This is a genomic window from Flavobacterium sp., from assembly GCF_035456085.1.
In the GTDB taxonomy this organism is placed as follows: domain Bacteria; phylum Bacteroidota; class Bacteroidia; order Flavobacteriales; family Flavobacteriaceae; genus Flavobacterium.
Genome location: NZ_DATIDY010000134.1, coordinates 1 through 20,484 on the forward strand (window position 1 = coordinate 1; position 20,484 = coordinate 20,484).

Below are 20,484 nucleotides of genomic sequence, written 5' to 3' on the forward strand. Positions count from 1 at the left end.
ATTGAAATTGATATTACTATTGCCTCTCTATTTTATTTTAAAATTCTTCTCAATTGCTTTAATCATTTCTCCTGCAACATCTTTGTTGGTTGCTCCTTCAATTCCTTCCAGACCAGGCGAAGAGTTTACTTCGAGCAATAATGGCCCTTTTGAAGAACGGATTATGTCAACACCAGCTACTTTCAAATCCATAGCTTTGGCGGCTTTAATTGCGATTCTTTTTTCTTCTGCAGTAACTTTTATTACTGACGCTGTGCCTCCCAAATGGATATTGGCTCTAAATTCACCTGGCATAGCTTCTCTTTGAATAGCAGCGACTACTTTTCCATCAATTACAAAACAGCGTATGTCTTTTCCATTCGCTTCTTTGATGAATTCCTGTACCAATATGTTTGCATTTAAACTTTTGAAAGCATTGATAACACTTTCTGCTGCTTTTTTGGTTTCGGCTAATACAACACCTTTTCCTTGTGTTCCTTCTAATAATTTTACGATAAGTGGTGTGCCTCCAACCATTTTGATTAAATTATCGGTATCCAAAGGAGAGTTTGCAAATCCCGTTGTCGGAATGTCAACTCCATGATTGAGTAATAATTGTAAAGAGTATAATTTATCTCTTGATTGCGTTATAGCAGTTGATGAGTTTAAAGAAAACACTTTTAAAGCTTCAAATTGCCTAGTTAAAGCACAACCATAAAAGGTTATACTAGGGCGAATTCTCGGAATGATGGCGTCAAATTTATTTAGTATTTTTCCGCCACGATAATGAATTTCAGGAGTTTTGGCATCGAGTTTCATATAACATTCCTTAATATTCAGGAAATGCATTTCATGGCCTCGCATTTCGCCTGCTTCCATAATTCTTTTATTGCTGTATAATTCAGGATTACTGGCTAGAAGTCCAATTCTTAAACCGGAACTGGCCTTTTCTGAGTTTACATACAATTCTTGAAGAATTTCAAGAGTTGGTTGTCCCAAAAGATATTTTTGTTCTGGGTCAACAAGAATTCTTCCGCTCATGGCTTCTCTGCCCAAAAGCATTCTGAAACCCATCGAGTCCCGATTGGTCAATGTCATTTCAATAGGCCATTTAGTTTCCCCAATAGAGATACTAGTTTGAATGACATATCGGTGCTCTCTAAAACCGCTAGAGCTTTTTACGATACGTTTCCCAACCAAAGGAGCTTCACAATGAATGACCGTTTTTGTATTATTTTGAATGGGATTAATGTCAAACTTTACCCAATTTGCATCATTTTTTATAAATGGAGCAATATTGATAGCGTGCAAAGCTGATGTTTTTGCGCCTGAATCAACGCGAGCTTTAATAGTTGGAATTCCTAATTCGGGAAATGAACACCATTCTTCGCTGCCCAGTATGACTTTATTTTGTATCATAAATTAATTTTGGATGAACATTTTTAGATATATCAAAAATAGATATTAGTTTTTAAAAAATACGATATTATCCTATAAAGAATAAACCCGTTATGTTATAAAAACGTAACGGGTTTATTAAATGAGTTGTTATTTAAATTATTGATTTGTAGGTTCTTCCGCTTTATGAACTTTAATCGTTAATTCTTGTGAACCTTCCTCAATATCCATGAATATTTCGTCTCCAGATGAGATCTTTGAAGTGATTATTTCTTCTGCAAGAGCATCTTCAATATACTTTTGAATGGCTCTTTTCAGAGGTCTTGCTCCAAATTGCTTATCAAATCCTTTATCCGCGATAAATGCTTTAGCTTCATCGGACAATTTCAATTTATATCCTAATTCATTAATACGAGAATATAATTTTCTAAGTTCGATTTCGATAATCAAATTGATGTGCTCTTTTTCTAAAGTGTTAAATACAATTACATCATCAATTCTGTTTAAGAACTCAGGAGCAAAAGTTTTCTTCAAAGCATTTTCGATAATGCTTTTAGAATTGTCATCAGCTTGCGCTACTCTAGCTGCAGTACCGAATCCAACACCTTGACCAAAATCTTTTAATTGACGAGCTCCAACATTCGACGTCATAATAATTATCGTATTCTTGAAGTCAATTTTACGACCTAAACTATCAGTCAAAAATCCATCGTCAAGTACTTGGAGCATCATATTGAACACATCTGGATGCGCTTTTTCAATCTCATCCAGTAATACAACACAATACGGTTTTCTTCTAACTTTTTCGGTCAATTGTCCACCTTCTTCGTATCCAACATATCCAGGAGGTGCTCCAACTAATCTCGAAATTGCAAATTTCTCCATGTATTCACTCATGTCAATTCGAACTAATGCATCTTCAGAATCGAATAATTCTTTAGCTAGAACTTTGGCCAATTGTGTTTTACCAACTCCAGTTTGACCTAAGAAAATGAATGAACCAATTGGTTTGTTTGGATCTTTCAGTCCGGCACGATTTCTTTGAATAGATCTTGCAATCTTCAAAACAGCATCATTTTGTCCAATTACTTTGTCTTGAATTAATTCAGGTAATTTGGCTAGTTTGTTGCTTTCTGTTTGTGCAATTCTGTTTACAGGAATTCCGGTCATCATCGATACAACATCTGCTACATTATCTTCGGTAACAACAATTCTGTTGCTTTTAGAATCTTCTTCCCATTGTTCTTGTGCGATAGCTAAATCTTTTTCTATCTTTTTCTCATCATCACGAAGTTTGGCTGCTTCTTCATATTTTTGTTTTTTGACAACCAAATTTTTCAATTCACGAACTTCTTCTAACTGACGTTCCAAATCTAAAATTTGTTTAGGAACATCAATATTTGTGATGTGAACACGTGATCCAGCTTCGTCCAATGCATCGATAGCTTTGTCTGGTAAGAAGCGCTCAGACATATATCTGTTTGTTAATTTTACACAGGCTTCGATTGCTTCAGGAGTGTAAATAACGTTATGATGATCTTCGTATTTGTTTTTGATATTATTCAAAATGGCAACTGTTTCCTCAACAGAAGTTGGCTCTACGATTACCTTTTGGAAACGTCTTTCTAAAGCACCGTCTTTCTCGATGTATTGACGGTATTCATCCAAGGTTGTTGCTCCGATACATTGAATTTCACCTCTTGATAAAGCAGGTTTAAACATGTTTGAAGCATCAAGCGAACCAGTTGCACCTCCAGCACCCACAATAGTGTGAATTTCGTCTATGAAAAGAATGATATCGTCATTTTTTTCTAACTCGTTCATCACTGCTTTCATACGTTCTTCAAACTGTCCTCTATATTTAGTGCCAGCAACTAAGCTAGCCAAATCTAAAGTTACAACACGTTTGTTGAATAGTATACGAGAAACTTTCTTTTGAATAATACGCAAAGCAAGACCTTCTGCAATAGCTGATTTACCTACACCAGGTTCACCTATTAATAAGGGGTTGTTTTTTTTGCGACGGCTCAAAATTTGAGAAACACGTTCGATTTCTTTTTCACGTCCAACAACAGGATCTAGTTTTCCTTCCTCAGCCATTTCAGTCAAATCTCTACCAAAATTATCAAGAACTGGAGTTTTTGATTTTTTGTTTGACTTATTGGCGGGATTATTAAAACTACCTTCTTTGAGACTGTCATCTTGTCCTGAATCATCATTGTATGATTCGTTTTTTGGCAAGTTTTCTAAAAATTCTTCTTCGTTTGGAGTCATATTGATGTATTGTTCTTTAGCTATATCATAATCTATTTTAAGTTTATTCAATAGCTTGGTTGTTGGATCATTTTCATTTCTTAAGATACACAACAGTAAATGAGCTGTGCTAATAGATGAACTCTGGAAAACTTTTGCTTCTAAAAAAGTAGTCTTCAAAGCTCGTTCAGCTTGACGCGTCAGATGTAAATTTTTCTTTTCTACACTGACATCAATGCTAGGGCTAGCCGGGCTTAGTATCTCAACCTTTCTTCTCAAATGATCAAGGTCAATTGATAGGTTGTTCAGGATGTGAATAGCTTTACCATTACCATCCCTCAGAATGCCAAGCATCAAATGTTCAGTACCTATAAAGTCATGTCCAAGACGAAGTGCCTCTTCTTTGCTATAAGTAATAACGTCTTTTACTCTAGGTGAAAAATTATCATCCATAATATTAAATATTGTTAATGTAAATTTAGTAAACATGAAGTTTAAAAGCAAAAATCATACCTATTAAATATATTAATGCTAAGTGACAAAAAAAATGGAGAACAAAGTCTTGAAATCAACTTAATTTATTAACCAAAAGACAAAGTTTATTTGTTAATAAATCGAATAAATTTATGTTAATTCATGAGTGAAAAAATATTGAGAAAGCTTATATTAGCGGGATTTTTTAAAACAAAATAATTTTAATTTAAGAATATATTTATGTCTGAAGGAGAAAAGTTAATTCCTATTAACATTGAAGATGAAATGAAATCAGCTTACATCGATTATTCGATGTCGGTAATTGTGTCAAGAGCACTTCCTGATGTAAGAGATGGTTTGAAACCTGTGCATAGAAGAGTACTTTACGGAATGTATGATTTAGGAGTAACTTCAAGATCTGCCCACAAAAAATCTGCAAGAATAGTCGGGGAAGTTTTAGGAAAGTATCACCCTCACGGAGATACCTCGGTTTATGACGCAATGGTGCGTATGGCTCAGGAATGGAGTATGCGTTATTTATTGGTTGATGGTCAAGGTAACTTTGGATCTGTAGATGGTGATAGTCCAGCAGCAATGCGTTATACAGAGGCCAGAATGAAAAGAATTTCGGAAGAAATCATGGCCGATATTGAAAAAGAAACTGTTGATTTTCAATTAAATTTCGACGATACTTTATATGAACCAAAAGTAATGCCTACCAGGGTTCCTACTTTATTAGTAAATGGAGCAACAGGAATTGCTGTTGGTATGGCTACTAATATGCCTCCTCATAATTTGACGGAAGTTATTAATGGTACTTTAGCGTATCTTGATAATAATGATATTGAAGTTGATGAATTAATGAACTATATCAAAGCTCCTGATTTTCCAACAGGTGGTGTAATATATGGTTATGAAGGAGTTCGTGAAGCTTTTAAAACTGGTAGAGGCCGTATTGTCATGCGTGCCAAAGTTGGTTTTGAAGAAGTTGACGGAAGAGAATCTATTATTGTTACCGAAATTCCATATCAAGTCAATAAAGCTGATATGATCAAGCGTACTGCTGATTTGGTAAACGAGAAAAAAATTGAAGGTATTGCCAATATCCGTGATGAATCGGATAGAACTGGTATGCGAATAGTGTATATTTTAAAACGTGATGCAACACCTAATGTGGTTTTGAATACGCTTTATAAATACACACAATTACAATCTTCTTTTAGTGTAAACAATATTGCATTAGTAAATGGTCGCCCACAAATGTTGAATCTAAAAGATATGATTCACTATTTCATTGAGCACCGTCACGATGTTGTGGTTCGTAGAACTCAGTTTGAATTGCGTAAAGCTGAAGAAAGAGCCCATATATTAGAAGGTTTGATTATTGCGTCTGATAACATTGACGAAGTTATTGCGTTAATAAGAGGATCTAAAAATACAGAAGAGGCTCGTGATAAATTAATTGAAAGATTTAATTTGTCAGATATCCAAGCTAGAGCAATTGTGGAGATGCGTTTACGTCAATTAACAGGTCTGGAACAAGATAAATTAAGAGCTGAGTTCGAAGAGTTAATGAAGTTAATTGATCATTTGAAAGCCTTGTTAGCTGATGTGAATTTAAGAACTGCTTTAATTAAAGAAGAGCTTGAAGAAATTCGTGAAAAATATGGTGATGAGCGTCGTTCACAAATCGAATATTCTGGAGGTGATGTAAGTATCGAAGATTTAATTGCTGACGAAAATGTAGTAATTACTATTTCGCATGCAGGTTATATTAAACGTACTAATTTATCAGAATATAAAACTCAAAATAGAGGTGGAGTTGGTCAAAAAAGTGCAGGAACAAGAGATCAGGATTTCTTAGAACATATGTATGTTGCAACAAATCATCAATATATGATGTTCTTTACTCAGAAAGGTAAATGTTTCTGGATGCGTGTTTATGAAATCCCTGAAGGAAGTAAAACTGCTAAGGGTAGAGCAATCCAAAACTTAGTTAATATCGAAAGTGACGATAAAGTAAAAGCATTTATTTGTACTCAAGATTTAAAAGATAAAGATTATATCAATAGTCATAATCTTGTGATGGTAACTAAACAAGGTCAGGTTAAGAAAACTTCATTAGAGAAATATTCGAAACCAAGGGTTAATGGAGTTGCCGCAATCACAATTAAGGAAGGAGATGAATTATTAGAAGCACAATTAACAAATGGAGAAAGTCAAATTATTTTGGCTGTTAAATCTGGAAAATTGGTTCGTTTTGAGGAAACTAAAACACGTCCAATGGGAAGAACTGCTTCTGGTGTTCGTGGTATTACCTTAAAAGATGAGACTGACGAAGTAATTGGTATGGTCACTGTAGATAAGAATGATATCAATGATTCGCAAATTTTAGTAGTAACTGAAAACGGTTACGGAAAACGTACCAAATTAGTTGATGAGGATGGTGAAGATGTATATAGAATAACAAACCGTGGAGGTAAAGGAGTTAAGACATTAAATATTACCGAAAAGACAGGGAAATTGATTTCTATAAATGCAGTTACAGATGCAGATGATTTGATGATTATTAATAAATCAGGATTAACAATTAGGATGGCTATTGAAGATTTGCGTGTTATGGGACGTGCTACTCAAGGAGTTAAATTAATTAATCTGAAAGGAAAAGATTCAATTGCAGCTGTTACCAAAGTAATGAAAGATGATGTCGAAGAAGTAATTGTTGATGAGGAAGGAAATGTTATTGAAGTGGAAACAATTGAAAGGGTGAAACCTGTAATGGAAGTCCTAGAAGATGAAGGTGTAGATGATAATGAAGAGGAAGATGATTCTGCCGAAGAGGAATTTGAAGACGATGAATCTGATAATGAAGAAGATTCAGATGATGATAAATAAATAAAAACATTAAAAACATTCATTATTTATGACAAAAATCATAAATAATGAATGTTTTTCTTACTATTTTTGTATACGAAAAATTAAATTTAAAATTATGAAAAGTAGATATGTAATAATTGCATCAGCATTATTTTTATCCGTAACGAGTTTTGCTCAAAAAAATGAAATTAAAGCTGCTGAAAAAGCTCTAAAAGGTGGTAATGCAGAGGAAGCAATAACTATCTTAACTGGAGCAGAATATTTAACAACGAATGCACCTGATGCTGAAAAAGCACAGTTTTTATTTGTGAAAGGAAATGCTTATTTGGAGTTGTCTAAAAAAAATGTAGATGCGGATAAAAATTTAATTTTAGCAGCAAAAGCTTATCAAGATTTAATTGCAGCTGAACAAGCGTCTGGAAAAGCTAAATATTCAACACAAGCTTTAGCTTCAGTTGCTGAAATTAAGGGAAAATTAGTTAATGGTGCAATTGAGGATACAAAACAAAAAAGAGATGCATTAGGAGCTGAGAAGCTTTATCAAGCTTATTTGTTAGAGAAAAAAGACACTATCAATCTTTATTATGCGGCTTCAACTTATGTAAACGCTAAAGATTATGATCAGGCGCTTAAGTTATATGAAGAGTTGAAAAATTTAAATTATTCCGGAAAAGCGACTTATTATTATGCTGTTAATAAAGTGAATGGTCAAGAAGATTTTTTTGCTACTGCAGCTGATAGAGACAAAATGGTAAAAATGGGTACCCATGAAAAGCCAAGAAATGAAAAAATTGAATCTAAAAGAGGAGAGATTTATAAAAATATAGCCTTAATTTATATTCAACAAGGGAAAATAGCTGAAGCTAAAAAAGCAGTTTCTGATGCTAGAAAAGCAAATCCTACTGATAGTTCTTTGTTGTTGACAGAAGCTAATTTATATCTTGAAACTAAAGATATGGATATGTATAAGAAGTTAATCACTGAAGCATTGCAGGAGAATCCAAAGGATGTAAATTTAATTTTTAATCTTGGAGTTATAAGTGCTCAGGCAAAAGATTATGTCGAAGCGGAAAAATTTTATAATAAAGTTATAGAACTAGACCCAACGTATATCAATGGTTATATTAATATGGCTGCAATGAAGTTAGAGAATGAGCAAGTTATTATTGATGCTATGAATAAATTAGGAACTTCTGCGGATGATATGAAAAAGTATAATGCTTTGAAAAAGAAAAGAGAAGACTTGTTTAGAAGTACAATACCTTACTTGCAAAAGGCAGTTGAATTAGATCCTAAAAACCAAGATGTGACTAAAACATTATTGAATGTTTACAGTGCACTGGAAATGACTGCTGAATACAAAGCCTTGAAAGCAAAACAGTAGTCTTTTTTTAATAGAATAATTAATCCTGCTTAAAGTTTTTGAGCAGGATTTTTTTTTGCGGTATATTGGAAATAACGTCCAATATGAAAATATAAAAATAACTAAAAAATATTGTAGGTTTATGAAAGATAAGATATTAATAATTTTTTTGGACATTATTTGTCTTATTCTGATTACGAAAACGTTGTAATGATAAAAAATGTTTTGTTTTTTGTTTGCTAAATCAAAATTTAATTTTATTTTAGTTGCATATTTAAAAGTTTTGTTAAAAAAATAGAATTTAAAAATTGTCGTAAATTAAATATTATTAAAAGTTAATATTAATGTTTCACTAATAATTGTATATATATGATGTAAAACTACACTTCTCATTTTAGTTCTTCTGATGAACTATTTAGGATTTAATTGTAAAATGAATATAGCTTTTTTGTCTATATATTTTTTGTATTCATTAAAAGTCCTTCAACAATCAACCCAAAACTGTTAACAACTAAACCTAACCCCATGAAAAGAAAATTTGTAATACTGTCAATAGTGTTATTGATAAATGTTGGATTAAATGCTCAAAAAGCGCAAATAAAAGAAGCTCAATCTGTTTATTCTAGTGGTAAATCTCAAGATGCTTTGGCAATTTTGAAAAAAACCGAATACCTTATTATTAATGCTAACGATGAAGATAAATCGGATTTTTACTATTTGAAAGGAAATATATTAAAAGATTTAGCGAGTAAGGATATTGATTCACCTAATAATTTTTCTTTGGCCTCAGAAGCTTATCAGGAATTGATTAGAGCAGAGAATGAATCAGGGAAGTATAAGTATACTTTACAGGCTAATGCTGCATTAAAACAAATGAAATCTAAATTGGTTAATGGAGCTGTAGATGATTATAAAAATGGTAAATACAAAGAGAGTGCAGAAAAAAGTTATAAAGTTTTTTTCTTTGATAAAAAGGATACTTTGAATTTATTTAATGCAGCTTCGGCATCAATGATGGCAAAAGATTATGATTCTGCAATTAAATATTATGAAGAATTAGTGAAATTAAATTATTCAGGAAAAGGAATGATTTACTATGCTACAAATAAAAAAACAAAAGAAGAGGATGCTTTTATTTCAGCAGGTGCAAGAAATTCTGGAGTTGAAGCAGCACTTTATGAAAAACCTCGCGATGTATTTACTCCTTCTAAAAAAATTGAAATAAATAAAAATTTAGCTTTTGTTTATTTGGAAAAAAACGATCTTGTTAATGCGGAAATTTGTTATAACAGAGTAGTGGAGTTAGATCCTAAATTTGTTGGAGCTTATATTAATTTGGCTTATATCAAATTAGAGCTAAAAAAACCATTGATGGAACAGATGTCAGCATTAGGTAATTCACCAAAAGAAATGCAGCAATACGATCAATTAAAAGTCAAAAAGGATAACTTGGTTAGGACTGCTATCCCGTATCTAAAAAAAGCTTTAGATATTGAACCGAAAAATCAGGATGTAATAAAATCTTTATTAGGTGTATATCGATCACTTGATATGACAAATGAATATAACGCTTTGAAAGCGACTATGTAATTCCAAAAAAAAAAAATGCTAGAATCATATCTAGCATTTTTTTTTTTTTTGAATATTTAAATCGTTTCTAGTAAAAAATATCTTTTAAATTATTTTTTTTATTACTCTCAATTTGTGTGTGTGTTTATTTGTTTCGGCATTGTAAATTCCTAGATGATCTAGTCGATCGATTCTAACTTTGCCACTGGCGTGAATAATATAGTTATTCTCCATTATGATTCCAACATGAATTATTCGTCCTTCATCATTGTCAAAAAAAGCCAAATCTCCTGGTTCGCTTTCTTCTATAAAACTTAGAGCTTCACCTTGTGTGGCTTGTTGTGAAGCATCTCTTAAAAGTTTATATCCATTAAGTTTGTAAACCATTTGAGTGAAACCTGAGCAATCTATGCCGAAAGGTGTTTTTCCTCCCCATAAATAAGGTGCATTTAGATACATAAATGCCGAAGTTATTACGTTGTTTTTGGGTTTAACGCCATTTATTCTTGTTCCTTCAAAATCAAACGAATTAGTATTGATTTCTGGATAATTTAAAAAAGATAATGAGGAACCAAGCGGAATTGGAATTAGTAAATTAGAAGGGGCTAGTATATATTCAATTAAATCAGCATTTAATATTATCGCATCCGATGAAAGTTGTTGGAAATTTGATTCTGAAATTATTTGGTATTGTTTTGTGTCAATCCAACCTTCATATTGATCATATTGGAGTCTGATATGTGACCATTGTTTATATAGTTCCAAAACTTCAAAATGCTCTCCAAATAATACCTGAGAGACAATTTCGCTTTTGTCACTGGCTTCGGCACGAAGTGGAATCATGGCTAGGTTACAAATTCCAAACATTTATATATATTAGATATTAAAAATAATACGAATTAAAAATGACCGTAAAAATAGTAATTTCAATTCGTATTATTTATTTTTTTGCTTTTATTTGAAGATAGTTGTTAAGCGTTTCTTTCAATAATCAAAGCCGATGCTCCACCGCCACCATTGCAAATAGCTGCTGCTCCATATTTGGCATTATTTTGTTCTAAAACATTTATTAATGTCACTATTATTCGAGTACCTGAACATCCCAAAGGATGACCTAATGAAACAGCTCCTCCATTAATATTTACTTTTTGATTGTCTAATCCAAGAATTTTTGAATTAGCTAATCCAACAACAGAAAAAGCTTCGTTAAATTCAAAATAATCAATTTGATCAATTGACAGTCCTGCTTTTGCTAAAGCTTTAGGGAGTGCTTTAGCTGGGCTAGTTGTGAACCATTTCGGTTCTTGGGCAGCGTCAGCATATCCTTTTATATAGGCTAAAGGCTTTAAACCTAAGGCAATTGCTTTTTCTTCACTCATTAATATTACAGCTGCAGCTCCATCATTTATAGTTGAGGCGTTGGCGGCAGTAACTGTTCCTTCTTTTGTGAAAACTGGATTTAATGTAGGTATTTTTTCTAAAGAAACATTGGTGAATTCTTCATCTTTTGAGAAAATAATTGGGTCTCCTTTTCTTTGAGGAACAGCTACAGGAATGATTTCGTTTTCAAATTTACCTTCATTCCAAGCTTTTGCAGAACGTTCGTATGATTGAATTGCAAATTGGTCTTGCTCTTCTCTTGTGATTTTGTATTCAGTAGCACAAAGATCGGCAGAAACACCCATTGCATTGTTGTCGTAAGCATCAATTAGTCCATCTTTCTGTAAACCATCGACCATTGTATTTGGTCCAAATTTAGTTCCGGTTCTTATATTCATATAATGAGGAATCAAGCTCATATTTTCCATTCCTCCAGCGATTACAACTTCTGCATCGCCACATTTTATAGCTTGCGCCCCTAACATAATTGCCTTCATACCTGATGCGCAGACTTTGTTGACAGTTGTGCAAGCCACTTCATTTGAAAGACCTGCATATATAGCAGCCTGGCGGGCAGGTGCCTGACCTATTCCGGCTTGTATTACAGTTCCCATAAACACTTCATCTACTAAATTGGGGTCTAATTGTATTTTATTTAAAGCGCCTTTTATGGCTGCTGAACCTAATTTTGGTGCTGTAATTGTAGATAATCCGCCCATGAAACTACCTATTGGGGTTCTAACAGCAGAAACTATGACTACTTTTTTACTCATTTGTATGTTTTATTGGTTAATGAGGTAAATTTAGACTTTTTTGTTAAATAAAAATTTAGTGAAATAAATAAATATCGCCTGTTTTAACAAAAGGTATAAAAACAAAAAAACCTCCCCGTTAAGGAAGGTTTTACTGTGAACGCAGAAGGATTCGAACCTTCGACCGCCTGCTTAGAAGGCAGGCGATTTATTTTTTCTTTTATTTTCTTTTTGTATACTTTATTGATTTTTAAGCAATTATATTTAATAAAAACTTCTTATAATTGATTATTTTATACTTTTGTAACGCAAATGTTCGTCAAATGTTCGTCAAAAAATATATAAAATATGGCTTCAATAAAATTCACAATAAAGAAAACCCCAAACAAAGATGGCAAACATTCTATTGTGTTAGTTTTAATTAAAAACAGACGTAATACTTCTATGGCTACTAATTATTCATGTGACTATGAAGCATGGAGCTTTGAAACCAATACACTGAAGACCAATAAAAAAGGACAAGAGCTGAAAAGGATTATTGAGATAAATAATTTCATCAGTAAAACAAATCTAAAGATTGAAGATTTCATAAGGGAGAAACGTCGCTTAAATGAAGATTTTACAATTACCGAAATTTCAAATGAAATTAAAGCAGACGATGTGACAAAAGCAGTTACACTGGACTATTTCAAATTCCATCAAGAAATAATTGACGAATTTCAATTGGCTGATCAAATTGGTACGGCAAAAGTTTACAAAGAAACTTTAAGTTCAATAAAAAAATTTTACGGAAAACCACAACTACGATTTCAAGATTTAAATTTTACGTTCTTAGAAAAATACGACTCTTTTCTTAGAAGTAACGGAGGTACAGATAGCGGGATCAGTTTCAAAATGAGAACGATTAAAGCTGTATTCAATAAAGCTATAAAACGTGAAATCATTTCAATAAAAACTTACCCTTTCAAAAACTATAAAACGTCTGCTTTAAAAAAGGAAGCAAAAAAGGAATATCTAACTGATGAAGAATTACAAAAATTAATTGAACAAGATTTTAGTGACAATAAACCGCGCCAATTTGCTAAAGACATGTATCTCTTTAGTTTTTATTGTAGAGGAATCAATTTTATTGATATATTAAAATTAAAAAACAGCAATATATATGACGACCGAATGGCATACACCAGAACTAAAACTGGTGTTCTTTTAGATTTTAAAGTTAAAAATAATCCACGTGAAATATTAGAAGCGTATTCAAACAAATCGCAAAATTCTTATTTATTTCCACTCTTATTACAAGATGAGCCAACTGTTGAACAGATTAAAAATCGAAGCCATAAATTACTAGGGCAAATAAATCCTGCGCTAAAAGAAATAATGGAAGTTTTAAAAATAAACAAGCGTATAACGTTTTATACTGCCCGCCATACTTTTGCCACATTTTTAAAATTTGAAAATATCGCAATAGACGTTATCAGCGAAATGCTGGGTCACAAAGATATTAAAGCAACAATATCCTATTTGAATAAATTACCCAATAAAAAACTAGATCAAATTATTGATGATGTATTTGCTAATTCTAAATATTTTTAGCCTTAAGGCATATGTTTTTAAATAAAAATATCCACTATGTAATTATTCTAAAAGCTGTCTCTTAAAACATAATGAGTGCTTCTTCCTCCTGAATCAGCTTTAACCAAGATCCCCTTATTTACTAAATCGGTTATATCTCTAAGGGCGGTATCAGGAGAAGTTTTAGCTAATTTTGCCCATTTACTAGTGTTTAAATTGCCTTCAAAATTATCCATAAGCATATTAAGTATTTTTTGCTGACGATCATTACTTATTTTGCCTGCATTCTTAACCCAAAAATGATGCTTTTTAACTACTTTATCTACGATTTTACTCGAGTAAAGAATACTGTTTTTTAAGCATTCTAAAAACCAAACTATCCATTCTGTGATGTCTAATTCACCCTTTTGAGTTTGTTCCAGAATAGTATAATAATTTTTCTTTTGTTTATTTATTTCAGTTGACATGCTGTAAAACCTTTGATTTACGCCATCTGCTTTAGAAAGCTGCATATCAGTGATAGCTCTGGCAATTCTTCCATTTCCATCGTCAAATGGATGTATTGTTATAAACCATAAGTGTGCGACAGCTGCTTTTAACAGCGATTCTAGATTTTCTTCACTATTGTACCAGTCTATAAATTGTTTCATTTCTGATGCTAACCTTTCGGCTTTTGGAGCTTCATAATGTACTATTTCCCGACCCATGCCACCGGAAACTACTTGCATAGCCCCTGAACGCCAATTTGCTACTTCAATTTTATGCATACCGCTCCTTCCAGATGGGAATAATGCGGCGTGCCAGCCAAACAAACGCTCATCAGTCAATGTTTTATTATCGTTTTGAGTGGCATCTAACATTAATTCTACGATTCCATCAACGTGTCTATCTGAATGTTCCAAACCAGAATATTCTAATCCAAGTCTTGTTGCAATAGAGGAGCGAACTAGTTCAGGATTTAATATTTCACCTTCTATTTCAGAAGTTTGGAGTACATCTTGTATTAGGGTTTCTAAATTGGCTTCGCCTTTTAATTCGAAACCTAGCAATTCAACTTTGCCCATAAGCTTTCCTTGCAAGTTTCTTACTTCGCTTAATAACGAAATTAATTCTTGCTCTTTCCAATGCAAATGAGGCCAATTTTTAAGTTGATGAATATAGATTGCCATTTGTTTTTAATTTATGCGGTAAATATAGTGATTATTCTCCGCAAAAAATGCGGTGATTAGGTTGTTTATTCACCGCATAGTTAAATACTTTTGATTAATTCTGTTTTGATGAAGGTTATACTCAACTTTGTTTTTTAAACCATTGTCAATATCATAGCTATTCATCTTTATTAGACTTTTGTATGTTGAATTGTGAATGTTTTTCTTGCCTGACAGATGACGGACAGTGGCTAGGCAAGGTTTTGCTGTGTTGCGCCTACAACAGAAAAATTTTGCTTAACTTCTGTTGGCGCCAGTACTTTTTCAATTTTTTGTTTCAATTCAATTTTTGTCGTTTCGAACAAGTCTTTTAAGTCAGCTTTTGTTTTTAGTTCTTGTTTTAAAAGCTCTTTGTTTAAAATAGGTAATTGAAATGCTTTGATTGAGATAACTTTATCATTAGCTAAAGTGTCTTTAATAAATACTTCAGCTGAATTCTCTTGATTGTTTTTAATTGTATCGGGATAAAACAAAATTATCTCGTCAACTTCAAAACGTACTGCATAAGCTAGCATTTGATATAGATCGTTCTGAGAAATACCTTTTTTGGGATCTTGCTCATCTGAATAAACAATTTTGTATTTAGTGTCTGCAACCAGTGATTTATGATCTGTTTTTAGCCATAAGTCAGGCTTCAGGTTGAAGGCTTTTCCTTCGTCCAAATAAGTGTCGCTTCGCTGTGCTTTAGCGGAAATGTTTTCTAGTTCTTTATCAATGAAGCCAAAAATGAAGTCTTCAAAAACGTATTCCATCGGTAGTAGAAAAGCGAAAAGCTTTAAGTCATTTTTATAGTCAAATGAAATACAATTAGTAAGGAATAATTTGCAGTAATCACGAACTGTTTCAAACTCGCCAAACATAGGATTAAACGAAATTCTAGAACATTGTTCGGCAGTTGCTCTTTTGTCTGATACCTCATCTAAAATGAAAAGGATTTCTCTTAAATTCTTTTTATTGTCCTGAGTTGAAGTAACATTAAATAAGAGAGTAGTAACATATTTTATGATACGATTGAATTTATTATCAAAAACGAAAGCATCATAAGTGCAATTAAGTTTATGCCATTTCCCTTTACTTAAATTCTCGTTAATATATTCATTTGTATTTAGACGCCCTTTTATGAATGATAATTCACTATTTACTTCCTCATACTGCTGATAAATAGATGAGTTTAAAAGCTCCCTTGTGTATTTTGAAAAGAGATAAATTAAAACTTCAAAAAAGTCACTTTTTGCACTACCCAATGAAGCCTGGTAGTTTGGAAATTTGATTTTGCGACAATAACTTAACCACCAAAGAATATGGTTTTGAATTTGATTCACTTCTACTATTGAATAATCCTTTTCGGAATCGAAAAATATCTTTGGTAATAGGTTTATCTTTTTCCCTTCATAATGAATTACCCCAACATACTTATTAGACTTTATTTCGTTTGATTTATGAATAAATTGGAGGAATCTTTGTGATTCTATTTTACCGTTATCATTCTCTGAATAAAAAGAATTTTTTTCGCGACTATTCCAGATTTCATCAAGAAACCCTTCCAAACCATCAAGTGAATCTTCAATAGCTGCCTTATTTTGATATTCAAAAAGATTAATCATTCTTACCAGTTATTCTTATTGGCCAAGAATCTTCTTCAATTATTAAGCCTGCAGATTTTAGAATTCCTTTAACTTCCTTTTCATCGTTCATGTAATACTCTAAAAGAAGAGGAATTACTTTTTTGTTCATGCGCTGAACTAGATCTGTGTTTTCTCCCATGAAATAAGCATGACCAATCTGAAAATCATGTCCCTTTGATTTAATTATTTGTTCATTGATCTTTCTCAGGATATCTACATCATAGATTTCGTGATCTTTTATTTCATATTTTGGATACATAGAATCAAATTCGAATCTTCTTCTAAGGGCAATATCTAATAATGCAATAGACTTGTCCGCTGTGTTCATTGTTCCTATAATATATAAATTAGAAGGAACAATAAATGGGTCACCAGAAGGTAATCGAGCTTCTAAAGGAATTGCACCACCAGAACGCTTGTCTGGTTCGATAAGTGTTATAAGTTCCCCAAAAACTCTTGAAATGTTTGCACGGTTTATTTCGTCAATAATGATAACATAATTTTTCTTTTGAACAATTTCCTTTTTGCCAGAAGAGTCTTTGCCAATCTTGAGAAGTTCATCCAAAAGGGGGGCATAGTAAGATGAAAGACCTTGAATATCTAAAACTGATTCAGCATCATACATCTTTCTTAAAGTTGAAATACTCAACGTGTGTGCGGTACCACCGCTTGCTTTTCTGAATTCAATTGATTTGTTCGTTATTGCAGTTATGAAATAAGATACTTTTTTCATTTGAACTGCAATCTCTTCAACTTCTCCTTCGACTAGTGGAGTGGCAAATTCATTAAATGTTTCTTCGAATGTTTTTCTTGCAACTGGAGGTTCTTCTGAAGCTATACTATTTTTTAACGCCTTATCTGCTATGATTTTAAAAACCCCATCTTTTCTTTCAAACGTTAATTGTTGATCATTTTCAGTATCTGGCCTTAAACCTTGGATGAAATCCTCGTAACTGTAATTCTGATGAAAAGTGATGAATTCAATTTGATTATGAAGATTTGCCTTAAATATTTTTAAAGCTTCAGCATAAGAGTCAATCTTTCTATTTTCTATAATTTCCACAGCTCTTAAAACTGTGTTGAATGTTTTTCCGGTACCTGGAGGACCGTAAAGAATTGTATTAAGAGGATATTGCATATGGTCTTTAGTATTATTTTCAACTCCCATTATACTCATTAATCTTTCATAATAAGTTTTAAAATCGGGGTGTTCAGAGGGATATTTCGTAATGTCTGTAAGAGTTTTAAGAGCGAGACTATGCTCGGTTTTCCAATTACCTTTCTTTTTCCATTCTACTTTTCTACATTTTTGATAGCTAGATCTTTCTTTATCATAAAAATAATTAGATGAAACAACTCCATATCCTAATAATTCTCCTCTGCCTTTCTTTACGATAATTATATCCCCTATAGAAATAACGTCTTTGAACTGGTAGTTGGCTGTTGAATCATTTTTCTTTGATCCATTTGTTTTTCCTAATTCTTGAAGTTTTGTTGTTATCTCCTCTTTTGAGGAATAATTATTAAGATCACCTAAGTCGTTCCAACCAAGTCCCATAATACCTTTGTCGAAGAATTCGTCCCAAAGCTCTGCGTTTTCACCAGGTGCGTAAAGCCAATATTTTTTAGAATTATGTTTTTTTGCTAATTCAAGTAATGTTTCATATTCTTCTTCCGTTGCAGAAAAATTTGTTCCTTGATTTCCAACTTTTAATTCTTTCAACTCAGAAATATTTTCAATTTGATCTTTCTTAATTGGATTATTTGAAAGGTTATTTGTTATCTTAATTTTTACGCGTTTCGCAGTTTCATTTTTACTTAGTTCCGTATAGTATTTGAATTGATCCTCCTCATCAAGTCCTTCATAAACATCAGATGTTACTTCGCCTAAAGCATAGCAACCTTGGTCTTTGCCAGTAACCCAAAGAATAATTTTATCCCCTACTTTTATTTTGTCCTCATGAGCTTTAACACTCCAAGTAGTTAACATATTGTCGTTTAGAGAATCTACTACATTGTAGATTTTAGGATTGCCCTGAAACACCCAATAATTCACCTTACTCCGCCCATCATTCCATTTCCAAGCCTCATAAGACAATTCATAAAAAGGAATGCTTATTTTAGTCTTAATGTTTTCTAATAATTTAATATAATCGCTATAAGTTTCAAAGGCTGGTTCAATTTCCAAGACATTTTTTAAATACGGTTTGGTCGGTCCGTTAATTGGAAAATATTCCTCCGGATTAATACTGAATAACGCTTCAGTAATTTTAGCTTTCGCAACATTTCTTATTGAAAGAACATCTGCGAAATCCACGTTTGTAATATTATTGTTAATTGCTTTTTTAAAGAAATTCCAGAGTTGTTGAATTTCATTATTTACCCTTTCGTATTTGAAAGGGAATAACCATACTCTTTGAGCGTTTGCAGAAGGAATTCCTGAGTCATCATTTGGAGAATTGATGTTTAATTTTTCTGCGATTTTTTGTAAATACTTTAACCTTCTTTCAGGTCCATATTTATAAATGTAGCAAAAAAATGTAAAGGGGTCAATTTCGTCTAACTCTATGTCATGATCGCCTACTTTAGATTTATCATTAAATGGGCTTATACCAACGGATTTTAATAATTCAATTAATTCTTTTTGAGAATTTTCTTTTTTAACCAAAAACTCGGTCAGCTTTTTATGAGTTTCAACCCAGGTAAATCTATTTTCTATCATTTAGATTGTTTTTTAATATTGGTGCTAACATGTGTGATAAATCAAACAAAGCTAGACTAATAGAGGTTTATTGGTTTGATAAACAATTAGTACAACACAACTATTTCTTTTCAAAATCGATGAAAACAAAAACAATGCCAATTTATAATAAGTAACTGGATTAGTAAGAAAGCTAAGTCCTAGGACCTGACTTTTCGTGTTTTTAATGCAACTGATTTTGAAGTAATGCCCATTTGAGCTTTTCTATCTGCTCCACTTTTTTTTTGCATACTTATTTTGATATGTTTCCAGTTGCTGAATTCGGCTGACAAAAATTAAGGTTTTATTGATGATGCTTGGAGGCTTCGAGCACGTCTTCATGAAAGTAGCTTTTGAAGTGATAATTCGAATAAAGCCAATTACGGAGTCTATTTAATATTGGTACCAAAAGTCGGTGTCTATCAAATAATGCAAAAAGTTATTAATGGAAAGATGCAAATTGTATCATAGCTTCGAGGTTAGGTGACCGGGTTGGCCATTGCAAGAGTATGAGTTACAAAATTTGCGATATATTTGCGATTTACTTATTTTTTATATACTCAAGATAGCTTTCTGTTGAATCTATATATTTTCTCAGATGCCCTGACGTCATATAACGTAAATCACTAATTGATTTTATTAAATAATCATGCGTTTTAACATGTTCAGGTTCAGTATTACTTTTTGGATCTGCAAACATTGGGAAAATTGTCAAATGCTTACTCATCCCATTTTTCAAAGGACAAAAATAATGGGTACTAAACGGAACTGGATCGCCATTTAGCTCATAGACTTTTAATTCTGCGGTGGCATGCACTATTATTCCATAATAATTCAACTCTTCTTGCAAAAGATACGCATCAATCAAAGGTTGCCCAAAAAATATGGAATTTTCAATATCCAAGGTCATCATACCGAAAGACATTGCTCCTTTAAATGGAATACCTTCAGTAAATAAACCAAATGACAAATTGGCTACAGTGTATATTATTGATTTAAGAGAGTTTAATGTGTCATCTTTAGAATAAATCATAATACTATCGGAATAAGTTGTTGTCCGAACTAGTTTTTCATTAACAAATTCCCAATCAATATTTTCGCTAGTCTTCTTTTTTTGATTTATTTTTAACATCATGTCATATATCTCATTATGACTTTTTTTCAAAACCATATCCTTAAATCCCATAATATCAATAAACGCGACATATCTTTCTCCAGTTACTAACCAATCATCGGCAACAATTTCTTTTTGTGTATTTTCTTCCATTTCTATATTTTAATTGAATCCAAAATA

12 protein-coding genes and 1 tRNA gene are annotated in these 20,484 nt (G+C 32.2%); 4 read left to right on the forward strand and 9 right to left on the reverse strand.

Annotated features, from left to right (window positions below; genetic code table 11):
* Window positions 1-27 precede the first annotated feature (27 nt).
* Window positions 28-1,398 carry a 30S ribosomal protein S6--L-glutamate ligase gene (gene rimK, locus VLC96_RS10330; RefSeq protein WP_325262701.1) on the reverse strand — a complete coding sequence of 457 codons (1,371 nt, stop codon included), beginning with the start codon at window positions 1,396-1,398 and terminating at the stop codon, window positions 28-30.
* Window positions 1,399-1,536: 138 nt separating this feature from the next.
* On the reverse strand, window positions 1,537-4,083 hold the full coding sequence (locus VLC96_RS10335) for an ATP-dependent Clp protease ATP-binding subunit (protein WP_325262702.1): 2,547 nt from the start codon (window positions 4,081-4,083) through the stop codon (window positions 1,537-1,539).
* Between the two features lie 261 nt (window positions 4,084-4,344).
* Between VLC96_RS10335 and gyrA the strand changes: the two genes are divergently transcribed.
* The 3 genes from gyrA to VLC96_RS10350 all read left to right on the forward strand — a co-directional run bounded on the left by gyrA (window position 4,345) and on the right by VLC96_RS10350 (window position 9,934).
* Entirely contained in the window at window positions 4,345-6,999 is a 2,655-nt protein-coding gene (gyrA, locus tag VLC96_RS10340) for a DNA gyrase subunit A (RefSeq protein ID WP_325262704.1), read from the forward strand.
* Window positions 7,000-7,096: 97 nt separating this feature from the next.
* The gene (locus VLC96_RS10345) at window positions 7,097-8,365 is read left to right on the forward strand and encodes a tetratricopeptide repeat protein (protein ID WP_325262792.1); all 1,269 of its coding nucleotides are present in this window, start codon (window positions 7,097-7,099) and stop codon (window positions 8,363-8,365) included.
* A 504-nt stretch (window positions 8,366-8,869) separates the two neighbouring features.
* The gene (locus tag VLC96_RS10350; RefSeq protein ID WP_325262706.1) at window positions 8,870-9,934 is read left to right on the forward strand and encodes a tetratricopeptide repeat protein; all 1,065 of its coding nucleotides are present in this window, start codon (window positions 8,870-8,872) and stop codon (window positions 9,932-9,934) included.
* Window positions 9,935-10,018: 84 nt separating this feature from the next.
* Here VLC96_RS10350 and VLC96_RS10355 read toward each other — a convergent pair whose 3' ends face one another.
* The 3 genes from VLC96_RS10355 to VLC96_RS10365 form a co-directional block, all read right to left on the reverse strand.
* Complete coding sequence (locus VLC96_RS10355) at window positions 10,019-10,780, reverse strand: C40 family peptidase (protein WP_325262708.1); 762 nt, start codon at window positions 10,778-10,780, stop codon at window positions 10,019-10,021.
* Between the two features lie 104 nt (window positions 10,781-10,884).
* On the reverse strand, window positions 10,885-12,066 hold the full coding sequence (locus VLC96_RS10360; protein WP_325262710.1) for an acetyl-CoA C-acyltransferase: 1,182 nt from the start codon (window positions 12,064-12,066) through the stop codon (window positions 10,885-10,887).
* A gap of 136 nt (window positions 12,067-12,202) precedes the next feature.
* A tRNA-Ser gene (locus tag VLC96_RS10365) sits at window positions 12,203-12,273 on the reverse strand.
* 120 nt (window positions 12,274-12,393) lie between these two features.
* Here VLC96_RS10365 and VLC96_RS10370 point away from each other — a divergent pair.
* Window positions 12,394-13,638 carry a site-specific integrase gene (locus tag VLC96_RS10370; RefSeq protein ID WP_325262712.1) on the forward strand — a complete coding sequence of 415 codons (1,245 nt, stop codon included), beginning with the start codon at window positions 12,394-12,396 and terminating at the stop codon, window positions 13,636-13,638.
* A gap of 47 nt (window positions 13,639-13,685) precedes the next feature.
* On the opposite strand, the gene VLC96_RS10375 is transcribed toward VLC96_RS10370, so the two are convergent.
* The 4 genes from VLC96_RS10375 to VLC96_RS10390 form a co-directional block, all read right to left on the reverse strand.
* Window positions 13,686-14,786 (reverse strand): Fic family protein, encoded by a 1,101-nt coding sequence (locus tag VLC96_RS10375; RefSeq protein WP_325262713.1) that lies wholly within the window; start codon window positions 14,784-14,786, stop codon window positions 13,686-13,688.
* A gap of 230 nt (window positions 14,787-15,016) precedes the next feature.
* Window positions 15,017-16,429 (reverse strand): McrC family protein, encoded by a 1,413-nt coding sequence (locus tag VLC96_RS10380; protein ID WP_325262715.1) that lies wholly within the window; start codon window positions 16,427-16,429, stop codon window positions 15,017-15,019.
* Window positions 16,422-19,172: a DUF8426 domain-containing protein gene (locus VLC96_RS10385; RefSeq protein WP_325262717.1), complete on the reverse strand. Its 2,751-nt coding sequence runs from the start codon at window positions 19,170-19,172 to the stop codon at window positions 16,422-16,424. Before VLC96_RS10385 ends, VLC96_RS10380 begins: the two co-directional genes overlap by 8 nt.
* A 559-nt stretch (window positions 19,173-19,731) precedes the next feature.
* Window positions 19,732-20,457: a hypothetical protein gene (locus VLC96_RS10390; protein ID WP_325262719.1), complete on the reverse strand. Its 726-nt coding sequence runs from the start codon at window positions 20,455-20,457 to the stop codon at window positions 19,732-19,734.
* Window positions 20,458-20,484: the final 27 nt, after the last annotated feature.